22 protein-coding genes are annotated in these 24,590 nt (G+C 50.0%); 18 read left to right on the top strand and 4 right to left on the bottom strand.

Features of this window, described 5'->3' with window-relative positions; genetic code table 11:
• Positions 1-84 precede the first annotated feature (84 nt).
• On the top strand, positions 85-669 hold the full coding sequence (locus tag KJS47_RS05640) for a GNAT family N-acetyltransferase (protein WP_213523532.1): 585 nt from the start codon (positions 85-87) through the stop codon (positions 667-669).
• 102 nt (positions 670-771) lie between these two features.
• On the opposite strand, the gene KJS47_RS05635 is transcribed toward KJS47_RS05640, so the two are convergent.
• Positions 772-1,149, bottom strand: a complete 378-nt coding sequence (locus KJS47_RS05635) for a hypothetical protein (RefSeq protein WP_213524982.1) — start codon at positions 1,147-1,149, stop codon at positions 772-774.
• 125 nt (positions 1,150-1,274) lie between these two features.
• Between KJS47_RS05635 and KJS47_RS05630 the strand changes: the two genes are divergently transcribed.
• From KJS47_RS05630 to paiA, 3 genes are all read left to right on the top strand, one after another.
• Positions 1,275-1,985, top strand: a complete 711-nt coding sequence (locus KJS47_RS05630) for a VOC family protein (protein WP_213523530.1) — start codon at positions 1,275-1,277, stop codon at positions 1,983-1,985.
• A 215-nt stretch (positions 1,986-2,200) separates the two neighbouring features.
• Complete coding sequence (locus tag KJS47_RS05625; RefSeq protein WP_213523529.1) at positions 2,201-2,653, top strand: MarR family winged helix-turn-helix transcriptional regulator; 453 nt, start codon at positions 2,201-2,203, stop codon at positions 2,651-2,653.
• A 26-nt stretch (positions 2,654-2,679) separates the two neighbouring features.
• On the top strand, positions 2,680-3,198 hold the full coding sequence (paiA, locus tag KJS47_RS05620) for a spermidine/spermine N(1)-acetyltransferase (protein ID WP_213524981.1): 519 nt from the start codon (positions 2,680-2,682) through the stop codon (positions 3,196-3,198).
• 204 nt (positions 3,199-3,402) lie between these two features.
• Here the strand turns inward: paiA and KJS47_RS05615 are convergent, their stop codons facing one another.
• Positions 3,403-4,941, bottom strand: coding sequence for a sulfatase family protein (locus KJS47_RS05615; RefSeq protein ID WP_213523527.1), 1,539 nt, complete (start codon positions 4,939-4,941; stop codon positions 3,403-3,405).
• A 111-nt stretch (positions 4,942-5,052) separates the two neighbouring features.
• Here KJS47_RS05615 and KJS47_RS05610 point away from each other — a divergent pair, with 111 nt between their 5' ends.
• The 14 genes from KJS47_RS05610 (at position 5,053) to KJS47_RS05545 (ending at position 23,964) form a co-directional block, all read left to right on the top strand.
• Positions 5,053-5,946 (top strand): AraC family transcriptional regulator, encoded by an 894-nt coding sequence (locus KJS47_RS05610; RefSeq protein ID WP_306433009.1) that lies wholly within the window; start codon positions 5,053-5,055, stop codon positions 5,944-5,946.
• Positions 5,947-5,951: 5 nt separating this feature from the next.
• On the top strand, positions 5,952-6,776 hold the full coding sequence (locus KJS47_RS05605) for an AraC family transcriptional regulator (RefSeq protein ID WP_213523524.1): 825 nt from the start codon (positions 5,952-5,954) through the stop codon (positions 6,774-6,776).
• A gap of 311 nt (positions 6,777-7,087) precedes the next feature.
• The gene (locus tag KJS47_RS05600) at positions 7,088-9,103 is read left to right on the top strand and encodes an alpha-L-arabinofuranosidase C-terminal domain-containing protein (protein ID WP_213523522.1); all 2,016 of its coding nucleotides are present in this window, start codon (positions 7,088-7,090) and stop codon (positions 9,101-9,103) included.
• A gap of 149 nt (positions 9,104-9,252) precedes the next feature.
• Positions 9,253-11,055: a cache domain-containing sensor histidine kinase gene (locus KJS47_RS05595; RefSeq protein WP_213523520.1), complete on the top strand. Its 1,803-nt coding sequence runs from the start codon at positions 9,253-9,255 to the stop codon at positions 11,053-11,055.
• A gap of 3 nt (positions 11,056-11,058) precedes the next feature.
• The gene (locus KJS47_RS05590) at positions 11,059-12,729 is read left to right on the top strand and encodes a response regulator (protein WP_213523518.1); all 1,671 of its coding nucleotides are present in this window, start codon (positions 11,059-11,061) and stop codon (positions 12,727-12,729) included.
• A gap of 116 nt (positions 12,730-12,845) precedes the next feature.
• Positions 12,846-14,423: an extracellular solute-binding protein gene (locus tag KJS47_RS05585; RefSeq protein WP_213523516.1), complete on the top strand. Its 1,578-nt coding sequence runs from the start codon at positions 12,846-12,848 to the stop codon at positions 14,421-14,423.
• A gap of 91 nt (positions 14,424-14,514) precedes the next feature.
• Positions 14,515-15,408: an ABC transporter permease gene (locus KJS47_RS05580; protein WP_374707018.1), complete on the top strand. Its 894-nt coding sequence runs from the start codon at positions 14,515-14,517 to the stop codon at positions 15,406-15,408.
• Between the two features lie 15 nt (positions 15,409-15,423).
• Positions 15,424-16,317, top strand: coding sequence for a carbohydrate ABC transporter permease (locus KJS47_RS05575; RefSeq protein ID WP_213523514.1), 894 nt, complete (start codon positions 15,424-15,426; stop codon positions 16,315-16,317).
• Between the two features lie 39 nt (positions 16,318-16,356).
• Positions 16,357-18,117 (top strand): glycoside hydrolase family 2 protein, encoded by a 1,761-nt coding sequence (locus KJS47_RS05570; RefSeq protein ID WP_213523512.1) that lies wholly within the window; start codon positions 16,357-16,359, stop codon positions 18,115-18,117.
• Positions 18,118-18,192: 75 nt separating this feature from the next.
• Entirely contained in the window at positions 18,193-19,365 is a 1,173-nt protein-coding gene (locus KJS47_RS05565; protein ID WP_213523510.1) for a galactokinase, read from the top strand.
• A gap of 75 nt (positions 19,366-19,440) precedes the next feature.
• A complete protein-coding gene (galE, locus tag KJS47_RS05560; protein ID WP_213523508.1) occupies positions 19,441-20,427 on the top strand; it encodes a UDP-glucose 4-epimerase GalE in 987 nt (328 codons plus the stop codon).
• Positions 20,428-20,445: 18 nt separating this feature from the next.
• Complete coding sequence (locus KJS47_RS05555) at positions 20,446-22,014, top strand: UDP-glucose--hexose-1-phosphate uridylyltransferase (protein WP_213523506.1); 1,569 nt, start codon at positions 20,446-20,448, stop codon at positions 22,012-22,014.
• Between the two features lie 30 nt (positions 22,015-22,044).
• Positions 22,045-22,977 (top strand): hypothetical protein, encoded by a 933-nt coding sequence (locus KJS47_RS05550; protein WP_213523504.1) that lies wholly within the window; start codon positions 22,045-22,047, stop codon positions 22,975-22,977.
• Positions 22,978-23,163: 186 nt separating this feature from the next.
• Positions 23,164-23,964, top strand: coding sequence for a class I SAM-dependent methyltransferase (locus KJS47_RS05545; RefSeq protein WP_213523502.1), 801 nt, complete (start codon positions 23,164-23,166; stop codon positions 23,962-23,964).
• Between the two features lie 24 nt (positions 23,965-23,988).
• Here KJS47_RS05545 and KJS47_RS05540 read toward each other — a convergent pair whose 3' ends face one another.
• Positions 23,989-24,132: a hypothetical protein gene (locus KJS47_RS05540; protein WP_213523500.1), complete on the bottom strand. Its 144-nt coding sequence runs from the start codon at positions 24,130-24,132 to the stop codon at positions 23,989-23,991.
• Positions 24,133-24,192: 60 nt separating this feature from the next.
• On the bottom strand, positions 24,193-24,465 hold the full coding sequence (locus KJS47_RS05535; RefSeq protein WP_213523498.1) for a hypothetical protein: 273 nt from the start codon (positions 24,463-24,465) through the stop codon (positions 24,193-24,195).
• Between the last annotated feature and the right edge of the window lie 125 nt (positions 24,466-24,590).

The following is a 24,590-nucleotide window of genomic DNA, read 5'->3' as shown; positions in this document are numbered from 1 at the left end:
AGGCTGCCGATAGCAATCGGCAGTCCTATTGCGCTAACCGGGCAGACTAGATCCATAAACTGTCGCCAACGAGGAGGGGATCGTTTGAACCTTTATATTTGGTCAGGTAAAAGGGTTAGGTTGCGTCCTATTTTGGCTTCCGACTGGGAGAAGTTCCATCAAAATGATCATGATTCCGAAGGTGCAAGGCTATGTGATATCATACACTTTCCCAGATCTGAGGAAGGAACAAAGTCATGGGCTTCACGCCAAGAATCTGGATATGTGAACGGAGATAACATTAGTCTTGCCATCGAAACACTCGGTGGTGAGCTGGTTGGAAGCATTAGCACGAATAGTTGTGACTCACGCCATGGCACATTTAAGTACGGGATCGCAATCTTTCGAGACCATTGGCGTAAAGGGTATGCTTCGGAAGCTGTAGGGATAATAATACGGTATTATTTTGAGGAACTCCGCTATCAAAAAATAAATGCATATGTATACTCATTTAATAGAAGCTCAATCGCACTTCAAGAGCATCTCGGGTTTATCCAAGAAGGAAAGTTAAGAGATATGATATTCACGAATGGACAGCACTACGATGAATACGTTTATGGGTTAACTAAAAGCGAGTACGAAAAACGGAAGCTACAGACGTCAGGAAACCAAAATCAAATTAGTTATTAAAAGGGGAATCCGTCTTGAAAATCTATCCGTTATCACAAGATGACTATGAATTGAGAATCAAACGATCGAGGGTGGAGGGCTATCTTCAATAAATGAAAGTACTTAGTTAGGTAAGTTTTTATTGGAGAGATCGTCAATCGCTTGAACAGCTAGTTCCAATGCTCTCATTCTTCTTTCTAGAAGCGTTCTTTGAGGACTTCCTGCCTTTAACTTAGCATAACTGTTCTCAATTGATGGGAATAAGCCAGTAAGAACATGACGAGCTTCTGCTAAATCTTCCTGGGTGTGATGATGTGGTCTTTGATTCCAAACGTTTTCTAACATGGCTAAGCCGATGTAAATGGCTTTGAGTCGTTTCTTTACTAAGGTAGTATTCGCTCCTTTCTGAGTCATCTGAGCTAACGCATTTTCAAGTTTACCGATTGTCGATTGCATGGATTTTATGGATTCCACTTTATCTACAGTTGATACGATTTCCATGTTCATGCTTTCCTCCTTCGTTTCTTCAATCATCCTGCCGATAAATTTAAAGTGAAATGAAAGTAATTCCAAATCGCGGTTCCAAACTATTCATCGATGGATCATTTTCTGAGAGGTGATCAATTGTGCAGATCCACAGGATTAAATTACTTACTAATCAATTAGAGCAGCTCAAACGCTTCTACACTGCTGAACTTGGGCTTCCGCTAGTGGTGAGTTCTAACTATACGTTTGCTGTAAAAGTGGGGCAGTCTGTCTTAGAATTTGAGCAGACGGATCATCCGGCGGAAAGCCCCTTTTATCATTTTGCCTTCGATATCCCAGAGAACAAAATGGATGAGTCAATTGACTGGCTAAATTCGCTCGGGGTTATGTTAAATTTATTACCGGACCAATCCAATAAAGTTTACTCCAAGACATGGAACGTGACATCCATTTATTTTTATGACCCTGCAGGGAATATTGTTGAGTTTATCGCTAGACATACCCTTGATAATGCTATCCATACTACCTTTACCGGTGAAGATCTATTAAATATCAGCGAAATTGGTCTAGTTGTAAAGGATGTACCCAGTATGAAAGACTTATTGAGTTCCAATCATTTTATAAACAGTTATAAGGATAGCAGCGAAACCTTTGCCGCGGTAGGCGATGAAGATGGATTATTGATCTTATCCGCCTATAGAAGAGTTTGGCTTGGTTCAACAAAAGAAGCGGATATCTTCAAAACGGAAGTTACAGTAGAAGGGACTCAGGAAGGAGTATATGCTATTGACCCATACCCATACAAACTATCAGTAGTTAATTCGTCGTTAAACGAACGGATGCGTTTGTAAATTAAAAAACAATGAGACGCCCAACTGGGCGTCTTTTTTATGGAGGAAAGGTGGGGGATCCGTAGCAAAGCAGATATTGACCGGCGAGCGAACGATGGGTACTGGAAAGTAACCAAAGTGCACCAGAATATTTTTATTGCAAATGCAACAAAAATACGATAATTTAACCTTATGTCTTTATAGAGCAGGTAAAGAAACATGGTAAAGGAGCAGGTATGAAGGAAATTCTTCGTGAAATCGGGATGATAGCCAGGGCATTAGATTCTATCAGCAATATAGAATTTAAAGAACATGACCTCACAAAAGGACAATATTTGTACCTTGTCCGAATATGCGAAAACCCAGGAATCATTCAAGAAAAGGTAGCAGAAATGATTAAGGTAGACCGAACTACAGCAGCACGAGCCATAAGTAAACTTGAAATTAGCGGCTTTATCGAAAAGAAAGACGATCCGGGAAACAAAAAAATCAAAAAGCTCCTTCCAACAGAAAAGGGGACAGATGTTTATCCCTTTCTAAAAAGAGAAAATGATTATTCCAATAGTGTTGCATTGGAGGGATTTTCCGAAAAGGAAGCGGAAATTTTCTTCGATTTCCTTCAAAGAGTAAGAAAGAATGTAGAGAAAGATTGGGAATTTGTGAAAAAGGGAAACAAGAGAAACTATTGATTCTGGATAAGGGAGCGGCATTTGAAATGACGACAAAATTAACAAAGTGTACCCTTGAGGATTCAAGGGCTCTTCAAGAAATTAGTTGTGTAACGTTTAATGAGACGTTCAAGCAGCAGAATACACCTGAAAACATGAATACTTACTTGCAAAAGGCATTTAACCTGAACCAATTAGAAAAAGAATTGTCTAATCCCTTCTCTCAATTTTATTTTGTATATTTCAACGAGGAAGTCGCTGGTTATTTGAAGGTCAATATCAATGATGCGCAGTCTGAAGAAATGGGGGAGGAATCCCTTGAAATCGAGAGAATTTATATAAAGAGCAGCTTTCAAAAGTGCGGACTTGGTAAATATTTGTTAAATAAAGCTGTAGAAATTGCTCTGGAATATAAGAAAAAGAAAATCTGGCTGGGCGTATGGGAAAAAAATGATAACGCGATTGCCTTTTATAGAAAACTTGGTTTTCATCAAACAGGGGTCCATTCCTTCTATATGGGGGAAGAAGAACAAAGGGATATTATAATGACCAGAACACTCATGTAGCTGGTGCACTTTGCGGAATAAATAGAGGGATTGATCGAGAACAGTGATTAATTGTCGACAGGCAGAGCGTTATCGCTTAGCCTTTCGCACCAGCCTTTGAACAGCAAAACGTGTCTGGACGGATCGTACACAACGACCGGGATTCCAGGACACGTCTCATGTTTACCCTATCATTCCGCCTAAGGTCGACACAGCATCAGCATGTTAAGCGTGATGAATGCGCGGCATCGGCAGCGGTTCCTTTCCCATTTCGGCCCAGATGTATTTGAATAGCAGTTCTGTTTTCAGCTTCCCGTATTCCGGCTCGTCCCACAAGTTATGAAGCTCGCCAGGATCGTTCTGCAGATCGAATAGTTCGCCATAGGATTGGTTGTAATAGACCGTAATCTTATAGCGCTCATCGACATAGGTTTTCTGATGGATCGTAGTAGGCTCGTGGCGGAATTCGCAAATGGCGTGGTGCCTGATCCGCTCCTTCGCGTCAAGCCAAACTTCCTTTTGGTCCATGCCCGTCATGGCAAGCGGAATGGGAAGACCGCAGAACGACAAAAACGTCGGCGCAAGATCGACCAAGGACTGAATGGCGTCCGATCTTCGATCTGCAGGCACATGCCCCGGATAGCGAACGATAAAAGGAAGCTTGATTAAATCCTCATAATGAAAACCTCCCTTGGCCTGCAAGCCGTGCTGGCCAAAGAAATGGCCATGGTCCGTCGTAAACACGACGATCGTATCCTCCGCCAAGCCCAGCTCATCCAGCTTATTCAGGATTTTCCCGATGTATTTGTCCATCAGGCTAATCATGCCGTAATAAACCGCGACGAGCTTCTTTCTATCATCCTCCGTCAATCGGAATTTCGCGCCATATTCGTAATAGTGATGGGAACGGTAGCCGTGTATGCCCATCCCCGTTTCCATCAGGTGAGAAAAATCAGGGTCTTCTTCTTGGGTCAACCGGAAATGGGGCGGATTACGATCATGCTCGCCCGGAACGACGGACGGAATCGTAAGGTTATTCGGATCGTACATCGTATCCCAAGGCTCCGGCGCCAAATACTCCGGATGCGGGTCGAAGAAGCTGGCCCAAAGGAAGAAGCTTTCGTCCGATTGCTTATAGTCCTCCAAGAGGGAATTCGTCCGTTCCGCGATCCAGGTATTGTAATGGTACTTCTCCGGAATAGGCCATTTGTAGGTGACCGAAGGATCCATCGTTCCGGTGGGTGGCAGGAAGTAGTCCCGCCAATTGCGGCAGCCTTGTTCTTCCAGCCACAGCGCGTAATGCTGTCCAACATGGGCTTCGTTCGTGTGGTTGCGCGCAAGCTCGACGTGGTCGAAACCATAAAACGGACCGTGGAACTGCTTCCAATACTCCAAATCTTGTAGAATCGGATAGGCTTCCTTAGATTCGAACTCCTCCGTGGACTTCAAAGGCTGAAAATGTGCCTTCCCCACCAAAGCGGTCCGGTATCCGGCGCGGTTGAAATCTTCGCCTACCGTATGGCGATCCTCCAGTAGCTTCGTTCCGAGCGTCCAAGCTCCATGCTGACTCGGATACATCCCCGTGATCATGGAGGCTCTGCTCGGTGTGCAGGTCGGATTCGGACAGTAGGCTCGGGTGAACGTGGTCCCTTCCCGTACCAAACGGTCCAAATGAGGGGTGGAAATTTCCGGGTTGAACGCTCCGATCGTATTCCAATGCTGCTGGTCACTGGTAATTAGCAATATGTTAGGTCTCTTAGCCAACGGTCATCGCCTCCTATCACGATAGTATTGGTTTCTTCTGATTTGATAAATAGCAGGATGTTATGTTTCTGTTATCATTTTGTTATAATCAGTGGAAGGAAATAGAAAGGGATGGAGCGCTTGCCCATGATGCGGGAATATGAACACGAGTACGCCGACTTTCTTTACTACACGCCCCGGGAATTGGATAAGGAAGGGTCGATCTGGCCGGTTCGGGCGGGACGCAGTATCGCCAAGCCCAATTACAGCGTAGGTCCCAAACGGATCGAATGCTACAGCTTGCATTTTGTAGAGGAAGGGAAGGTTTGTGTGGAGTTTGACGGCAGCCGCGCGCAGCTGCAGCAGGGCGATTTGTTCTGCTTGTTTCCGGGCCGAACCTACAACTACCGCATGCTCCCCGCGGATGCGACGCTGCAGATGAGATGGATCGCACTGGATGGCGACAGAGTCAGGCCTCTGCTCGAACGGGCGGGATTAAAACCGGAAATGCCGGTTATGACCGACAGGTATACCGGCACCGTAAAGCAATCGGTCGAACAGTTGATTCATGCGCTTGCAGAAGCCCAAAAGTGGACCCAGTCGCGGTCTTTGCGGCTGTATAGTCTTGTCTATGCGCTGTTTGCCGGACTAATCCCGGATTCACCCGTTCCCCATACGGCGAAACCGGTCGCTTGGATTCGGGAATGCATGGATTTTATGGAACTGCACGCAACAGAGGGGATAACCGTTCAGCAAGTAGCAGACTTTGCGGGGGTTCACCGTTCCTATTTCTCTGGTGTATTCACGGCTCAGGTTGGGATCTCGCCTGTGAAGTACATTCTTAACATCCGAATGGAAAAAGCACAGCGGCTTCTGAGAGAAACGGACGCAACGATTACGGAAATTGCATTGTCCCTCGGCTATCCGAGCTTATATACGTTCACTAGAGCTTTCAAAAACTGTTTTAACGTTTCTCCGCTAGCCGTTCGGAAAAGAAATGATCGTTCCGCCAGCACCGGGAGGTAAGCACTATGAAACACGGCCCCATATACCATTTTCCCTCGGCAGACGCCGCTCTGCCGCTAACCATCTCTTTTATCGGCATCAATTATTGTCACGCCGACTATTCGAACGTCCGGAACAAATCGAGAATTACTGTCATCGGGTATGTCCTTAGCGGACGGGGGTTCGCCAAGATCGACCAGGCATTGTACCGCCCGCAAAAAGGGGATGTGTTCCTTTTGCCGGCTGGCCGCAATCATCATGTGTTCGCCGATCCCGAAATTGAGGAGCCATGGTCTTATATATGGTTGAACATCGACGGGGAGCTGGCACTTCGGCTAATGGACGCTTACCGGCTTCTGGACAGCGGGACGGTCGCAGGTACATCGGTGGAAGATCTGTTTGAGCGGGCGATCCGTATGGCCGAGAGCGAAACGGCCGGGCAGATGCTAAGCGAACTGCCGGTGCTTTTCCATCAAATCCTAATCCGCCTGGCAGCCGGCAATCAGAAGAATGGCAGTGCTTACTCTTACGAAGTGCGGAAAATTAAACAGTACCTGGACAATCAAATCCAATGCTCGTTCGAATCCGACCAGCTGTGCAAGCACGTCGGGCTATCCTATCGCCAGATCAATCGGCTGTTCAAAAAGGAAACCGATACGACCGTTTATAACTACGTGTTAACGAAGAAAATCGAGTCGGCCAGAATGATGCTGATCGATACGGAGCTGACCGTAAATGAAATTAGTTACCGCCTCGGCTATTCCGACCCGCATTATTTCTCCAATTTGTTCAAGAAACGGACGGGCGTGTCGCCTAGTGCTTACAGGTTGAAGCAGAAGGATCTCCATTAAGGTCCAGCCTATGAAAGAGGCATCCTCCGCAGCGTGGAAGGATGCCTCTTCTTCTTTGTTCATGTCCATATTCCTCACCTTCTTTCCGTATATTCTATTAACGGGATCGGCAAGCGGCTATATACTTAGGCTACATCCGGCGGATCGAGCCCGTAGAAAGAGCCTGATCGTATGAAGATCCACTAGGTTGCGGATGCTGCTGCTTGAGATCTGAAAGCGTATACAAACGGCTCGACTTTAACGCTTTTCCGACGGGCAAGATCGGTATCGTTCGAATGGTAAAATCAGAAATGGAAGGATGGAGCAAATCCATGAATCAGTCTAAAGCAAAGATAAAAGTGAACGGCGGACAAGTCAGCGAACACAAAATAAACCCGTTTTTGTTCGGCCATTTTGTAGAGGATATCCGCGATCATATGGATGCCATGCTGGCTTTTCCGCTCAAAGATATGGATTTCGAAAGCTCGGATGCGGTGTACAGGGGGCTCTCAGGAAGCTGGCGCCCTTATACAAACGGAAAGAGCACCGTCTATGCCCTTGAACCCGCTGCCAAGCATCATTCGGGCCATAGTCAGATGGTTCGAATCTATAGCAATGACGAATGCTTCGCGGGTATTCGCCAGACTGTTGCCGTGAAGCAGGACCGAGAGGGGTATCGTTTGGCGCTGTATACGAGAGCTTCTGTGGAGATAAAGTTCGTCATGGCGGAACTGGTGGACAAAACGAGCGAAGAGGTGCTCGGATCGGCGAGAATTGATCTTCTCAGCCATAACTGGAGTCATTATGAGACGCGAATTCCGGCGGATCGGGACTGCGAGCATGCGGAATTCAGGCTGTATGTGCCTTCGGAGCACGAGCGTTGGCTGGATCATGTGTCGACAGGGATGCTGTGGCTGGATCATCTTTCGCTATTGCCCTCGGACAGCGTGGGCTATGTGCGCAAAGAAGTCATGGAGATGACACGGGAACTAAACGCAGGCATGATGCGGCTCGCGGGCAATTATATCAGCGCTTATCATTGGGAACAGGCAATCGGCCCGGTATACGAACGGCCAAGTCTGATGAACGAAGCGTGGGGGGGTTGGACGAATAAGTACTTCGGCACCGACGAGTTTATTCAATTTTGCCGCGACCTGAACGTCGAGCCACTAATTTGTGTAAACGACGGGTCGGGATCTCCGGAGGAAGCGGCCCAGTGGATCGAATATTGCAATGGCGATATCGATACGCCAATGGGACAACGGAGGGCGGCTAATGGCCATCCCGAGCCTTACGGCGTGAAGTATTGGGAGATCGGCAATGAGGTTTGGGGGCCTTGGCAGGTGGGCCATTGCAGCGCCGAGGCATTCGCGGAACGTTATGTGCGGTTTGCCCAGGCTATGAAAGCCGCAGATCCTTCCATTAAGCTGCTCGCTTGCGGGGATGTCCGAATGGAATGGAACATGCCCTTGCTGGAGCGGGCCGCCGAGCATATCGATTACTTAACCCTGCATTTCTACCACGGCTGCAACCGTTTCGGAATGAACGACCGTACGCCGAAGGAAGAGCGCTTCAAGGCGATGGTTACCTTTCCGGAATGGACGAGGAAAACGATCGGGCAGTTAAGGGAGACGTTCCGGTCATCCGAGCGCTATTCGCATCTGAAGCTGGCGATCACCGAATACAACACAATGTATTATCCGAATACGATCCGAAAAGGATTGCCGAATGAACACACGCTGGAAGCGGCGGCCGCGAATGCTGCAAATTTGAACGAATTTTTGCGAAACAGCGATTTGGTCGAGATCGGAAGCTTCTCGGATCTGGTCAACGGCTGGCTTGGCGGGTGTATTCGGGTAGGAGATTATTATTCGGATCAATTTCGCGGCAAATCCCCGGGCTGGAGCGGAAAATCTCTAGTCACTTACGGCACGCCGACCTATTATGTCATGCAAATGTACGCAAACCGCGACTTGGGCAGCGTTGTGCCAAGCTATACCGAATGCGGCAGCTTCAATGTTGGCAGCCCCCTGCCGACAGCACCAAGTCTTGAAGACCTTCCGAATCTGGACGTCGTGTCCTGTTTGAATGAGAAGGGCGATAAGCTGACGATCTTTATGGTCAATCGAACGCTGGACGATCTTACAACGGATGTGGAAGTGGACGGATTCGCGAAGTCCGGCACCGCCCAGCTGTTCGAGCTGACGGCGGACGATCCCGAAACGATCAACAGCGTCCATAATCCGAATGCTGTTGTTTGCGTAACCCGCGAGATACCATGCTCCGAAGGAAAGGTGACCTGCCAGCTGCGAGCCTCCTCCGTCTATGTGCTGGAAGTCGCAAGATAAAATTCAAGGAACGACCCAATCACCCTCTTCCACGGCGCCCCGTCTTGGATGATGGTGATTTTATTTCATGCAGGAGACGAGCCAAAGCGTTATGATAGCGCTATCATAGTTTATATATCCTTCCTCAGAATCGGAAAAGGAGTCTGTGCATGTCTAAGCGTTCTGCCCTGCTGAGATGGATTTCACCGCAATCAAGCATACAGGGGAAAATATTTATCGGGTTCAGTCTGGTCACCTTAATCTCGATTCTATCGATATCCGGCATTGTCTATTTGAACATGCGCGAAACCGTCAATCATAATGCGGTCACTTCGGTATCGGACAGCATCCGTCAGGCTGATGAATCGCTCAATATGATTCTTGAGGAGATCGATCGGCTCAACACCGTTGTTACGACGAACAAGAATACGGTAATCGATACGGTGCTGAGCCCTACGGAAGAAGCGAGCTATGAATGGTTCCTGGAACAGAATCGGATCGAAGAGTTTCTATCCAGCTTGATCGCTTACAAGCCTTATCTTACAAGGATTGCGGTGATCGGACTGAACGGGAAGGTGTTTTTTTCGGGAAGTCCATGGATCGATAACACCGTCTTGGGGACTCCGATGATGGACTATATGCAGCGCAACGGAACGAGGCATGCGTACTATACGAAATCGGGGACGACGGATGCAATCTCAGTAGGACGCGAGCTTCGCTACAACCGCCAGACGATCGGTGTCGTGATGATCGATTTAAATTATGAGTTCATCAAAAAAACATATGGGATCAAACCGACGGAAGACAGCTTGCTGTATGTATTTGACGAGCAAGATGGAATCGTTTATCAAAGCGAAACGGCTCCAGCCTCCGAAGCACCTTCCATTGAGACGATCGTTCAGATGAAAAAGGAATTTAAGGGAAGCAGCAATGTGGTGGAAAAGTCGATTGATCGAAGGGCCTACACCGTTGTCAGCCGCCGCTCCGAAAACACGGGCTGGACGACGCTGGCGATGATTCCGATGGATTCGCTGCTTCGCGAATCAACCCGCCTTCGCAATATGATTGCAGAAGTTTCGGTTATCGTTTTTATGATCGTCTTGGTGGGTTCCTTTCAAGTTTCTTCCAGAATCACGAGCAATATCCGTCGGCTGCGATCCATGATGATGCTTGTAAAAGACGGCAACCTGGTCGTGCCAAAGGGTGAAATGAAAGCGAAGGATGAGGTCGGCGAGCTATACCGTGTTTTCGTCAGCATGATCGAAGAGCTGAAGCGGCTGCTGGAGGGAATCCGGATCAGCGAGAAACAAAAGCGCGAGGCGGAATTGACAGCACTGCAGGCGCAAATACGCCCTCATTTTTTATACAACGCTCTCAATACGATCAAGTATTTGGCCAAATTGAACGGCGCGCCCAATATCGTGGAGGTGTCCGGTTCGCTAATCGAACTGATGCGGGGGGTTTTGGGCAATTCCAACGAATTCATTTCGGTACGGGAGGAGCTGGACTACGTCCATCGATACATCGCGATAGAGAAGTACAAGTATATGGATCCGATCCAGGTGGAAACGCAGATCGAGGATCCGGCCCTGCTCGAGTGCCGGGTGCTGAAGCTTATTCTGCAGCCGATCGTGGAGAACGCGATTATTCATGGAGTCGGTTCGTCTGAGCGCGAGAGATTTGTTCTGATTCGCGTCTTCGGAGAGCATGAAGATCTTCTGATCGAAGTGACCGACAACGGCAAAGGCATGACGCAGGAGCAGATGGATTTGCTGATTGGGGCCCCGGAGCAGGAGGAGTGCCAGAGCCGCTTCAGCGGCATGGGCGTTCGAAATGTGCAAGAACGAATCGTCCGCACGTATGGGGAGTCCTATGGCGTAAAAATTTACAGCGAGCCCGGGTTGTATACGAAAGTGGAAATCCGGTTCCCCAAACTATGGGATTCCCATAAATCCAATCGGAAGGAGTCATGAAGCATGTTTCATGTGCTGCTTGTGGATGACGACGTATTGGTGCGAAACGATCTGAGGGCGATGATGGATTGGGAACAACTAGGGTTTAAGCTTTGCGGCGAAGCCTATAACGGGGTAATGGCTTTGGCGGAAATTGAACAGTCGCCCCCGCATATCGCAATCATTGACGTGAACATGCCGGAGATGAACGGTGTTGAGCTGAATCGAATCATTAAAGAAAAGTATCCGTCCATCCGAACCATCATGCTGAGCAGCTATGACGATTACGACTATGTTCGGGAGTGCTTGAAAAATGACGCCGTCGACTATTTATTGAAGCACCGGTTGGACGAGGAAACGCTCTGTGCCGTTCTGAATAAGGCAGTCGAGGACATGCGGCGGAAGGACAAGCTGAGCAAACATCCTTCCGATACGGAGGCCCGTGTGAATCCGGAGATGATCCGCGACAGCTTGGTTGACCTGATAAAAGGAGTGCCGGACGCCGCCAAAGTACTGGAAGGGTATGTGCGGGAAATCGGCTTTTACTCGGGGGCGGTCTGTTATGCGGCAGCTGCCGTCCAGATCGTTCCTTTCCTTCTGCTGACAGAGACTTACAGCGATGTGCAGACGAACCGGCTGATTCAGCAAGCCGTTGATATTATCCAGCAAAGCCTGGGAGATATTCGCGAGCGCACGGTGGTCTATGTAGAGGATGGCAGGATCCTGCTGGTCTTTTCGTTCAAGGAACGCAGCGAGCATATCGTCGTAAGCGAGGCGGAGCGATTAATGAGCAAGCTTCAGCACGCGCTGGAGCAGTTTCTGAATTTAAAATGCATCTATGCAGTCGGACACGTTTGCGGAAATCTTTCCAAGCTCGGAGCAAGCTATTGTTCAGCAGAGCGGATTCTTGGCCTTTCCGCTTCCGCGGAGACGTCCGGCTTGCCAATCTCCCTGGATGAGACCGTTCCTCATACGGCCAGTGTCTATCCGCAGCGGATTTCCTTAACCATCGAGGAGCAGAAACAACTTCTGTTTTCCATTGAAAGGCTCGATCTTGATGCCGTTTATCAGTTGATTGGCTCCGTATTCGCCTCCTTCCGCAATCAACCGGTTTATTCCCATAGCGTCCAAATGATCGTTAGCGAAATGCTTTACACCGGCAATAAAGCCCTCGAAAAATGGATGCCTGCGCAAACCGCCGAAGGGATGGCGGGCATGGTCCCTTCACGTACCGAGCTAGGGCGGATCGCAAGCATCGGGGAGCTTGAGCAATGGCTGAAAACATATTATTCCCACCTGCTTGACTCGATGAAGCGGAATCGCGCGGCCGGGCCGTATTCCCGGCATGTGTCGCAAGCCATCCAAATGATTCTGGAAAAATATTCAGGCCATATCACCTTAGAGCTGACTGCAAGCGCTATAGGTCTGAACCCCTCGTACTTAAGCAGATTGTTCAAAGAAGAGACGCATTCGACCTTCTCCGAATATTTGAATCGGGTCCGAATTGATTCCGCATGCAGGCTTCTGGAAAGCGGCCGCTATTCGATCAAACAAATCAGCAACCAAACCGGAATCCCGAATTACAGTTATTTTTTCAAGGTTTTCAAAGAAATAACAGGACAGACCCCGCAGGCGTATTTGAACAGCTTACGGGGGATAACGGCCAAACATGAAACGGTAAGATATGTGGAGTAATTAGTCATATTAGTGCAATATGCCTCCATTCGGACTGAATTATAATGAACTCAAGTCGTCGCAAGCGCTTACATGCTTGGCGGTATGGCTAAAAAAATAATGGAGGTTACAGCCTCATGCACAACCATCGGGGGAAAACAATAGTCATTACGATGATCGCTTCCAGCTTGGCACTGTCAGGTTGCAACTCAAGCGGCGGCAAGAAAGATGCCGACAATGCAGGTACAAATGGTGGAGTAAAAACCGCCGGCTTTCCGATCGTACAGGATCCAATCAAGCTGAAGATGTTCACCCGAACGGCACCGGTCAACGGTCCGTTCGCCGATATGCCGGTATTCAAAGACTATGAAAAAATGAGCAATATTCAGATTGAATGGACGGAAGCGCCGACAGATGGTTTTGCCGAGAAGAAGAATCTGATGTTCGCATCGAACGAGCTTCCGGATGCGTTGTACCGTTCAGGCCTCACTCCTATGGAAGCTGTCCGTTACGGTTCAGCCGGTCAATTAATCCCGCTTGAGAAGCTGATCGACACTTACGCTCCAAACCTGAAAAAGCTGATGGACACGTATCCGGAAATTCGTACCGGGATCACAACGCCCGAAGGCCATATCTATGCCATTCCGGGTATCGTGACCGTCAACGCGGCCAGAACCGATAAACGATGGATCAACCAAGCTTGGTTGAAAAAATTGAATCTTCAAATCCCCGAGACAACCGACGAGCTGTACGAGGTGCTGAAAGCTTTCCGTGAAAAAGATCCTACCGGAAGCGGCAAAAATGACGTGATTCCGATGACGGCCCGCGGCGGCTTGGCGATCGTCAACCAAATGGCCGGATCGTTTGGGCTGGATTTTCAGTTGGGGTATAACATTAACCTGGAAAACGACAAGGTTAATATCTGGATGGGCAGCGACCGGAACAAAGAATTATTAATGTATTTGAACAAGCTGTACTCGGAAAAACTGCTGGATCAGGAGCTGTTTACACAGAAGGAAGCTCAATATCTGGCCAAGCAAGGGTCAGGGAAGACCGGCTTCTTCTTCGATCAGACCAATAATCCGATGCTGGATACGAAAGTGAATGATCAATATGTGGGCATATCCCCGGTCAAGGGTCCGCATGGCGACAGACTGCAGAGCAATGCAGCTCCTGTAGCGAGAGATTTTGGAGCCTTTGCCATCACATCGGAAAACAAGTATCCGGAAGCGACGATGCGTTGGATCGATTATTTCTATAGCGACGAAGGATCCACATTGCTGCGATTCGGTCGTCAAGGCGAGAATTATGAGCTGAAAGATGGGATTCCTTATTATACAGATGCCTTCCTGGCGAGCGGCAATCAAGCCAAAATCACTCCATATGCCGGAGGCGGGGCGCCGCACCTGATCAGCGAAAAGGTAGCGTCCTTCATCAATCCGCCGCAGGTTCAAGAAGCTCAAAAGAAACTGGATCCGTTCATGCCGAAGGTAAAGTACGCCGCGCCTATGTTCGACGAACAAACGGCTCAAAAGATCAATACGCTCCGCAACGATATCGACAAATATTACGACGAGCAGAGCACCAAGTTTATTGTAGGCGCGCTTAGCTTCGACAAGTGGGGCGAGTTCCAGTCCACCTTGAAGAAAATGAAATTGGATGAGCTGCAGCAGCTGTACCAGACTACTTACGACAGCCTCAAAAAACAAAAATAAGAAGGACATGCCGGCTGGAGGGCTGCAAATGAAGAGTACAGTAAATGCTCCAGGCGTTGCGCCTCGACCCAAATCGAGGCGCTCCAGCCTCATGAAAGCGATCGGAAGGCGATACGATCTCTACTTAATGCTGCTCATTCCTATCGTCTGGTACGTTGTGTTTCAGTACGGGCCGATGTATGGACTGCAAATCGCGTTTAAAAACTTCAATCCTGCGAAAGGCATCCTGGACAGCAAATGGGTAGGGTTTGAGCATTTTCAGCGCTTTTTCGAATCCTATTATTTCTGGAGGCTGCTTTGGAACACCGTTTCGATTAATCTGTTCTCCTTGTTGTTTGCTTTTCCGATTCCGATCTTTCTGGCTTTACTCGTGAATGAAATCCGGAACAAGGCATTCAGCAAAATGGTGCAGAACATTACGTATATTCCGCATTTTATTTCCGTCGTCGCCATGGTAGGCATGCTGCTGCTATTTCTATCTCCGCGAGGCGGTCCTCTAAATACGCTCATTCAAGCATTTGGCGGGCAGCCGGTTCGCTTTCTGGATCTGCCGGGTTGGTTCAAGACCATCTTTATAAGCTCCAACATTTGGCAAAACATGGGGTGGCAATCGATTATTTACATTGCGGCTCTGAGCGGAGTCAATCCGCAGCTGTACGAAGCGGCCAAAATGGACGGAGCAAGCCGGCTGCGGCGCATCTGGCACGTTTCCCTACCGGGCATTCTCCCTGTCATCGTCATTCTGCTTATTCTCGATGTGGGGCATTTCATGAACGTCGGGTTTGAGAAAATATTGTTAATGCAAAACAATTTGAATATGGAGTCCAGCGATGTCATCTCTACCTTCGTCTACACGACAGGTATTCTAAAAGGGGAATTCAGCTATACCGCCGCAATAGGCATGTTTAACTCCGTTGTGAACTTGATGCTGCTGGTGCTCGTGAATCGCTTTGCCCGTAAAAAGGCCGAGACAAGCTTATGGTGAAGAGGAGCGGGTACGATGAAGGAACAAGCGCTCAAGAATAGAAAGTCGGATGAGAAACTATTCGACACCGTCGTCAATATAATAGCCGCCCTTTTGGTCATCGTAGTTCTGTATCCGTTAATCTTTATCGTTAGCGCCTCCTTTAGCGACCCTGCAGCGGTGCTGAACGGTGAAGTGGTCTTGCTGCCTAAGCATTTTACTTTGGCGGCATATGAGAACGTATTCCAAAACAAGCAAATCTGGAACGGATATGGAAATTCGATTGTATATACGTTAGTCGGGACGGCGATCAATTTGATCATGACCACGTTAGCGGCCTATCCGCTTTCAAGGCCTGATCTGCCGGGGCGCGGAGGCATTATGTTTTTGATTACGCTTACGATGTTTTTTAGCGGGGGTCTCATTCCGACTTATCTCTTGGTCAAGAGCTTAGGAATGGTCAACACGATGTGGGCACTCATCATCCCGGGCGCCATTGCCACTTATAATCTGATTGTCATGAGAACCTATTTCCAATCGAGCATTCCCTGGGAGATCCAAGAGGCAGCATTAATAGACGGATGCTCGAACTGGAAGCTGCTGACGCACATCATCTTGCCGCTTTCCAAGCCGATCTTGGCAGTTATGGTCTTGTTTTACGCCGTCGGTCATTGGAATTCGTTCTTCAATGCCTTGATCTATATTCGGAACAAAGATATGTATCCGCTGCAGCTTGTGCTGCGTGAAGTGTTGATGGTCAGCCAGGACGATGCCGTCGTAAGTAATGTAGGGCTGGAGAACAAGGTACTTCTGGCTGAGAGTATTAAATATGCTGTCATCATTATTTCCAGCCTGCCGGTGCTCGTCCTGTATCCCTTCGTACAGAAGCATTTTGTCAAAGGTGTTATGATCGGTTCGTTAAAGGGCTAACCCAAAAAAATGGCACAACTAGAGGGTGGAAGAAACGAGATGACGACAAAGAAATATATAAAAAATTATCCGAGACCCCAGTTCGTCAGAGACAACTGGGTCGATCTGAACGGCGAGTGGAGCTTCGGCTTTGATGACGCCAACGCGGGCGAATCCGAAGGATGGCAGCGAACATTCGGCGGAGATCGTACCATTATCGTCCCTTTCACATACGAAACGAAAGCAAGCGGCATCGGCGAGGAAGACCACCATCCTTACGTCTGGTACAACAGATCGCTGGATATTGCTGCGGAAGCTGCCGGCAAGCGGATTCTGCTTCATTTTCAAGCGGTCGACTATATGGCGAAAGTTTGGGTGAACGGCGAATATGTCGGAAGCCATCAAGGCGGATACACGGCGTTTTCATTCGACATCACCCGTTACGTGAAGGCCGGTTCTGCAAACCAGCTGACAGTCAAGGTGGAAGATAGTAAGGACGCCACGCAGCCGCGCGGCAAGCAGCGCTGGGTGGACGATAATTTCGAATGCTTCTATGTGCAGACGACGGGCATTTGGCAGTCCGTTTGGCTGGAGTGCGTAGAGCAGGAATACATCGATTCGGTGAAAATCACCCCGGATCTCGATGCTTCCTCCGTACGATTCGAGTATCAGGTCAAAGGCGAGAGGAACGCTTCAAATAAGCTTCGGCTGGAAACGATTATTACGATGAAGGGGCGCCAGGTGAAGCAGGCAAGTCTGGCAATTGACCGGCCTTGGCTGAAGCTTGAGGTCGATCTCGTTCACGAGATGAATGGACCCTGGAAGCGCAGCTACTGGGCGCCGGGGCGTCCCAATTTGTATGATGTGGAATTTATCCTGTACCGGGACGATGTCGTGATTGACCATGTGTACTCCTATTTTGGGATGAGAAAAATATCGATCGAGAACGGCAAGGTGCTGCTTAACAATGTTCCGGTCTATCAGCGCCTGCTGCTGGACCAAGGCTATTGGCCGGACAGCCACTTGACTCCTCCTTCCGAGGAAGCGCTTATCCAGGATATCGATCTCCTTCTGGAGATGGGGTATAACGGGGTTCGAAAGCATATGAAGATTGAGGATGCCCGGTTTCTGTATTGGTGCGATGTCAAAGGCGTCCTTGTATGGTCCGAGATGGCGGCCACCTTCGAATTTAACGATAATGCGGTGCAAACGTTCACGGAGGAATGGCTCGAGATCGTCCGGCAGCAGTACAACCACCCAAGTATTATTACATGGGTACCATTTAACGAATCTTGGGGGGTTGGATCCATCCTGCGCGATGAGCGGCAGCAGAAGTTTACGGAAGGCATTTATCATCTGACCAAAGCGATCGACCCTTCTCGTCCGGTGATAACGAACGACGGTTGGGAGCATACCGTCTCGGATATTCTGACGCTGCACGATTATGTCGCGAGCGGCGAGGACTTTTTGAAGCGGTATGCGAACAAAGAGGCCATCGTAAACAAAGAGACTACGTGCAACCAGTGGAAGTACGCACTCGCGGAAGGGTACGAATATCGCGGACAGCCCATCATGATCACGGAATATGGCGGAATCGCATTCCAATCGGACAAAGGCTGGGGGTACGGCGGTCAAGTCGCTTCCGAGGAAGAGTTCCTTGCCAGGTTCCGCGGCATCACCCAAGCGATTAAGTCTGTGGATTATATTTGCGGGTACTGCTATACCCAGATCACCGATGTGCAGCAAGAAATCAACGGACTTCTGACGGAGGATCGCAAGCCGAAAATCTCCTTGGCAAAAATAAGAGAGATCAATACTTGATAGATGGATAGAGGGGCGAACGCCCTTCTTTTTTCTAGACATTCTAAACAACTGCGAGGGAAGGGCTAGGTAAATATGGCGGATTTAACATCAACGTTTTATGCGTTTATCGAAATGTACGGCGGGGACGCCGCGTCCGTGCGAATGTTTCATGCCCCGGGGCGGGTGAATTTGATTGGTGAGCATACGGACTATAACGGCGGTTATGTGTTTCCCGCCTCTTTGACTTTCGGTACCGCCATGCTGATTCGCAAACGGGACGATCGGCTCGTCCGTATGGCTTCGTTGAATATTCCGCTGCGCCGCGAGGTTGACGCGGGCCGGCTCGTATACGATCCGGAGGACGGATGGACTAACTATCCGAAAGGCGTATTGGAGGTGCTCAGGAAGAAGGGATTCCCGGTATCCGGCTATGACATTCTGTTTGCGGGTACGATTCCTAACGGCGCAGGGCTGTCGTCTTCCGCTTCAATTGAAGTCGTGACAGGGTACGGTGTGCTGAGCCTGGAGGGCTGCGAGACGGATGTGCTGCAGCTCGCGTTACTGGCGCAGGAGGCAGAGAATGCTTTCATCGGCGTGAACTGCGGCATTATGGACCAGTTCGCGGTTGCAGCCGGCAAGAAGAATCATGCGGTGCTGCTGAAATGCGATGATCTGACGTTCGACTATGTGCCGTTTGCTGCGAAGGGCCATAGGCTGATAATCGGGAACACGAACAAGACACGAGGGCTTGTTGAATCGGCATACAATGAGCGGAGATCGCAATGCGAAAGGGCTGTCCGCGAGCTTCAAGCCATGATGCCGGGTTTAAAGTCGCTTGGCGAGCTAAGTCCCGTGCAGCTTGCAGAAGCGGAACAGGTGCTGTCCAGCGAGACGCTGCGCAAGAGAGTCCGGCATGTCGTTTTAGAAAACGATCGGGTGCTGAGAAGCGTCGAAGTGCTGCGAAAGGGCGATCTGCGCACATTCGGACAGCTTATGATCGAGTCCCACGCTTCGCTTCGAAATTTGTATGAGGTAACCGGGCCGGAGCTGGATGCGATGACGGAGGAAGCTCTGAAAATTCCTGGTGTGCTAGGCTCCCGTATGACAGGCGCGGGCTTCGGCGGCTGCACCGTTTCGCTGGTTGAGGAGGACCAAGCCCAGCCTTTCATCAGGCAGGTCGGGGCAGCTTATGAGGCGCGCACTGGGTTAACACCGGAGTTTTACGTGTGTGATATCGGCGATGGCGTTCAAGAGATATTAGCATAGGTTCCCGCTGGGCGCTTCCTCGTATGGCGCCATCAGGAGACACATGGATGAAACAAACCTATAGGAGGGATCGAGATGGCGGTACTCGTAACAGGGGGCGCGGGATATATTGGCTCGCACACGGTGGCGGAGCTGCTTGAGGCAGGCGAGGAGGTTGTCGTAGTCGACAACCTGACGACAGGACACCGGGAGGCGGTGCTTGGGGGAAAGCTGTATGTAGGCGATTTGCGCGATCAGGAGTTTCTGTCACGTGTGTTCGACGAGAATGAGATCGAGTCGGTCGTTCATTTTGCGGCAAGCTCGCTGGTGGGAGAAAGCATGCAGCATCCCGGCAACTATTACAGCAATAACGTCTATGGAACGTTATGTCTGCTGGAGCAAATGAACCGGAGCGGCGTGAAGCGGATCGTATTCTCCTCAACGGCCGCGACTTACGGGGAGCCTGAACAAGTGCCCGTTCCGGAGACGAGCCGGACGGCGCCGACCAACGCATACGGTGACACGAAGCTGGCGATGGAAGCGATGATCCGTTGGTTCGATCCTGCGCACGGAATCAAATCCGTGTCGCTCCGCTATTTTAATGCGGCGGGAGCGCATGAGAACGGCCGTATCGGCGAGGACCACAGACCCGAAACTCATCTCATCCCGCTCATTTTGCAGGTTCCGCTCGGGCAAAGGGAGCAGGTCACGATTTATGGAGACGATTATCCGACCGAGGATGGAACGTGTATACGGGATTATTTGCACGTCTCCGATTTGGCGGATGCTCACATTCGGGCCCTTCGTTACTTGCGTGAGGGCGGTTCAAGCGACGTGTTCAACCTTGGCAGCGGGCAGGGCTTCAGCGTGAAGCAAATGATTGAGGCTGCTCGGCGTGTGACAGGCCACCCTATTCCGGACGTCACGATTCCGCGCCGTGCGGGAGACCCAGCCGTTCTCATCGCATCGTCCGACAAAGCGCAGCGGGTACTCGGCTGGAAGCTGACAAGAGATCGGTTGGAGACGATTGTGGAATCCGCATGGAATTGGCATCGGTCCCATCCGAACGGTTACGGTGATTAAGGAAGCAGGTGTGCGCGTATGAAGAAGATGTTAGAAGACGGGGTGCCGATGCATATTGAGCGCTTGGTTCGTTATGCGGTGAAGAAAGGGTTGCTGGACCCGTTTGACGTAACGGAAGCACGCAATGCGCTGCTCGACGACATGAAGGAGCCGATGCCCTTCGAAGAGGATTTACCAGCGGATGAAGGGGAAGGACGGGAGATCGAGGAACTCCTTATGCCGCTCATGGAGGCGGCGGTGGTTCGGGGCCTGCTCCTGGACGATACGATGGACTCCCGGGATTTGTTCGATACCCGGCTGATGGGACACCTCCTTCCGAAACCGTCGACGGTTGCATCACAGTTTCGCCGAATCGCAAAGGAAGAGGGCATTCAACGGGCGACGGAAGCCCTTTACCGGTTATCCATCGACTCGGGCTACATCCGAATGTCCCGGATCCGGCGGAACGAAAGCTGGTGCACGGCTACCGAATTCGGGGAACTGGAGCTCACGATCAACTTGACGAAGCCGGAAAAAGACCCGAAAGAGATCGCGGCGGAACGGAATGCCCCGCAGCTCCATTATCCAAAGTGTCTGCTTTGTGCGGACAATGTCGGCTACGCGGGACGGGTTGGCCACCCCGCAAGACAAAATCTCCGGATCATTCCGCTTGACCTTGAGGGGAAGCGCTGGTATTTACAATTTTCTCCGTACGTTTATTATGACGAGCACTGCATCGTGTTCTTCGAAAAGCATGAACCGATGCGCATAACGGAAGGTACCTTCCGCGGACTGCTCACTTTCGTGGAGCAATTTCCCCATTATTTTATCGGGTCGAACGCCGATCTTCCTATTGTAGGCGGTTCGATTCTCAGCCATGACCATTATCAAGGCGGCAAGCATACGTTTCCGATGGAGCTGGCACCTGTCGAAGTGCGTTTCACGCATCCGAACGAGCCTGTAGTAGAGGTCGGTCTTGTCCGCTGGCCCATGAGCGTGATCAGGCTAGCTTCCGGAGAACGGGAGCCGCTCTTGAAGCTCGCAACGAAGATTTTGCAAGATTGGCGTGCCTACGAGGACCCCGATGCTGATATCCTTGCTTATTCGAGCGAAGGAGCCGGCATCGTTCCTCATAATTCCATTACGCCGATCGCGAGAAAGAATGGGGCAGGCAAGTACGAGCTAGATCTCGTCCTTCGCAATAATCGCAGGAGCGCGGAGCATCCCGATGGGATTTTTCATCCGCATGCCGAGCTCCACCCTATTAAAAAAGAAAACATTGGCTTGATCGAGGTCATGGGCTTCGCCGTTTTGCCCGGCCGCTTGAAGCGGGAGCTGCTGCTCATCGAAGACATTCTTGTTGGAGAATCCTCGCCCGGGCCAATTGGACCGGATCATCCGCTGGCCAAGCATGCAGAATGGATCGGCGGATTGGTTGAAACGCACGGCGTCGGCATGCAGCGCGAGGAAGCGGGCAGGCTGCTGCGCGATGAGGTCGGCCGCATCTTCTCCAAGGTGCTGGAGCATGCCGGCGTTTTTAAACGCGACGAATCCGGCAAGCAGGCGTTCCGCGCGTTCATGGCCCGAAGCGGGTTCAACCCGGCATAAACCAAGTCAGTAGGAGAGGGGCAGTAAACTATGGGAGTGGAAATCGAACAAATCCGGTACGGCTCTTGGGGCGATGCCGTGCGAATGAGTAACGGTACTGTGGAACTCGCCGCAAGCTTGGCGTTCGGTCCGCGTATCATGAGGTACGCTGCATGCGGCGAAGCAAACGTCTTCATGGAGGATCACGAAGGCAGGGTTAAAAAAGGCGGACCGGAATACGAATCGGTCGGAGGCGGCGAGTGGCGCATATACGGCGGGCACCGGCTTTGGACGAGCCCGGAGGCGGTTCCGCGGGCCGCTTACCCGGATAATGAGCCTGTGGCTTGGCGCAGGACGGAGCGGGGCATCTTGCTTGCCTCTCCCGAGGAGAAATGGACGCACATTCGCAAAACGATCGAGATTGCTCTTGCGGATCAAGGCTCGGACGTAACCGTAACCCATCGAATTGAGAATCGGGGCGCGTGGCCAATCGAATGCTCCGCTTGGGCGTTATCCGTCCTTGCGCCAGGCGGGACGGCCATCATTCCGCAGACCGGTTCGGACACCGGGCTTCTTCCGAACCGGATCGTCTCTTTATGGCCATACAGCAGGATGAATGACCCGCGAGTCACGTGGGGGGACCGCTATATTACGATTCGGCAGGGCCAGGGAGCTTCTCCTTTTAAGCTTGGCACATCCAACGAGCAAGGATGGGCGGCTTATCTTCTGAACGGACAGCTGTTCGTGAAGCGATTTTCTTTTGCAGCAAACGGGCGTTACCCGGATTTCGGCTGCTCGTTCGAATGCTACGTATCGGATCATATGGTGGAGCTTGAGTCGTTAAGCGAGCTGACCATGCTGGCTCCGGGGAGTGCGATCGAGCACGTTGAGCAATGGAGCTTGATCCGACATGTTGATCTCGAGGACAGGGATGAGACAGCGATCTCCCATCGATTGGGCGGTCTTTTAGCGGCAAACATATAGGTTTAGTGTTCCGCAAGCTTTTCATGCAGTTCAATAGTCAACCCGTTCCAGGCTGCCGATAGGATTCGGCAGCCTTACTGCGCTAACAGGCAGGATAGCATCGTTATAGTTATTTGATCGGTATGGTTTTTCATACGAACTTGTTAAACTGGTGTTGGTAAAATATAGAACAAGGGCGGTCTTATCGTGGAGAAAAGGGATCGTATAAAAGCAGCATGGAATGAATGGTCGGATACATCTTTTGCAAAGTATCATACGGATGAAAGGATCGCTAAGGTAATCAATCAGCCCGAATCCGCATTTCATCCGACCACATTTTCGATGATTCGTGAGGTGTTTCCAAGTTTGAAGGGGAAGCGAATATGCGTGCCTTCTAGTGGCGACAATCACGCTGTGTTTGCCTTTCATTTGATGGGCGCACAAGTAACGTCCGTTGATATTTCCGAAAGACAGCTAGAACACGGGGCCATTATAGCCGAGAAAAATGGATGGGATATTGAATTTATTTGTGATGATACGATGTCCTTAAGCAAACTAAAAAGTGGTGAGTATGATTTTGTCTATACTTCAAACGGGGTTCATGTGTGGATTCATGATTTGAATGCCATGTATCAAAATATCCATCGCATTCTTAAAAACAATGGGGCTTATCTTATGTATGAGGTTCATCCGTTTATGCGTCACTTTGGAAATAATCTAGAGAAAGTAGTTGTCGTAAAACCCTACGATTCGGTAGGACCCTTTGGTGAATTAGAACAATATACATGGCGGATCCAGGATATCCTCAATGCGATTGCTTCATCGAATCTTACCATGAAGCGTGTTGAAGAAATGTATGCGGAGTATAACACATATTGGTTTGAAGTTAGCGGAGAACGAGAAAAGATGGCAAAGGAAGAGATGGAAAGGCTATATCAATGGGAACACAATCCACTCTCTGCCCTCCCTCAGTGGCTGTCCCTATATGCAAGGAAATTTCCCCTCTGAGACAGTCCAGAACAATTTCCGTAATCAACAAACTTTCAATTGCACCATTTTGGGACTGAGGCAAACCGTTTCCTTTTTGTCGCCCATCTGCGCCTGTACGGTCACGACCGCCGGCGTCATGCTGAACACGAGTGCCAGGGCTAGCACCAGCAACCAGTTCGGTTTCACTTTCATCTGCTCCTCTGTTAGGTAGATTTCTTATTATGGTTGCCATGCCTAATTCTATACTTATGCGTTGACCGCCACCAATCCGATAAGCAGAACCCAGACTGCTCCTAACAGGACATTCACCACCACGTCGGGATAGTTGGCCCTTGCTTGCTCCACCAAGACGATCGCGACGATAGCCAGCAGGGGAAGCGTGAAGCTGGGAAGCTCCAATCCTCCTGGCGCCGTTTTGTCGAGCTTCGTGTAGTAGCTCCCATTCGTAATAAAAATACCAGCGATTGAAGTAATAATGAGCAGCAGCCATAATATATGTTTGAATCTTATCGTTTTCATTGGATCTCCTCCTCCAGTGTGTAAGCATAGGAAAGAAGCTCGTCTGCCGGATGCTCTGACCGAGCACGGTTTGACAGAGCTGTTTTTTTTCACTACACTAGTAAGGATGTGTTTTGGAGTTTGAA

This window comes from Paenibacillus sp. J31TS4 (assembly GCF_018403265.1).
GTDB lineage: Bacteria > Bacillota > Bacilli > Paenibacillales > NBRC-103111 > J31TS4.
Note: the sequence above shows the minus strand (reverse complement) of the source record. Positions and strands in the feature narration are given on the sequence as shown.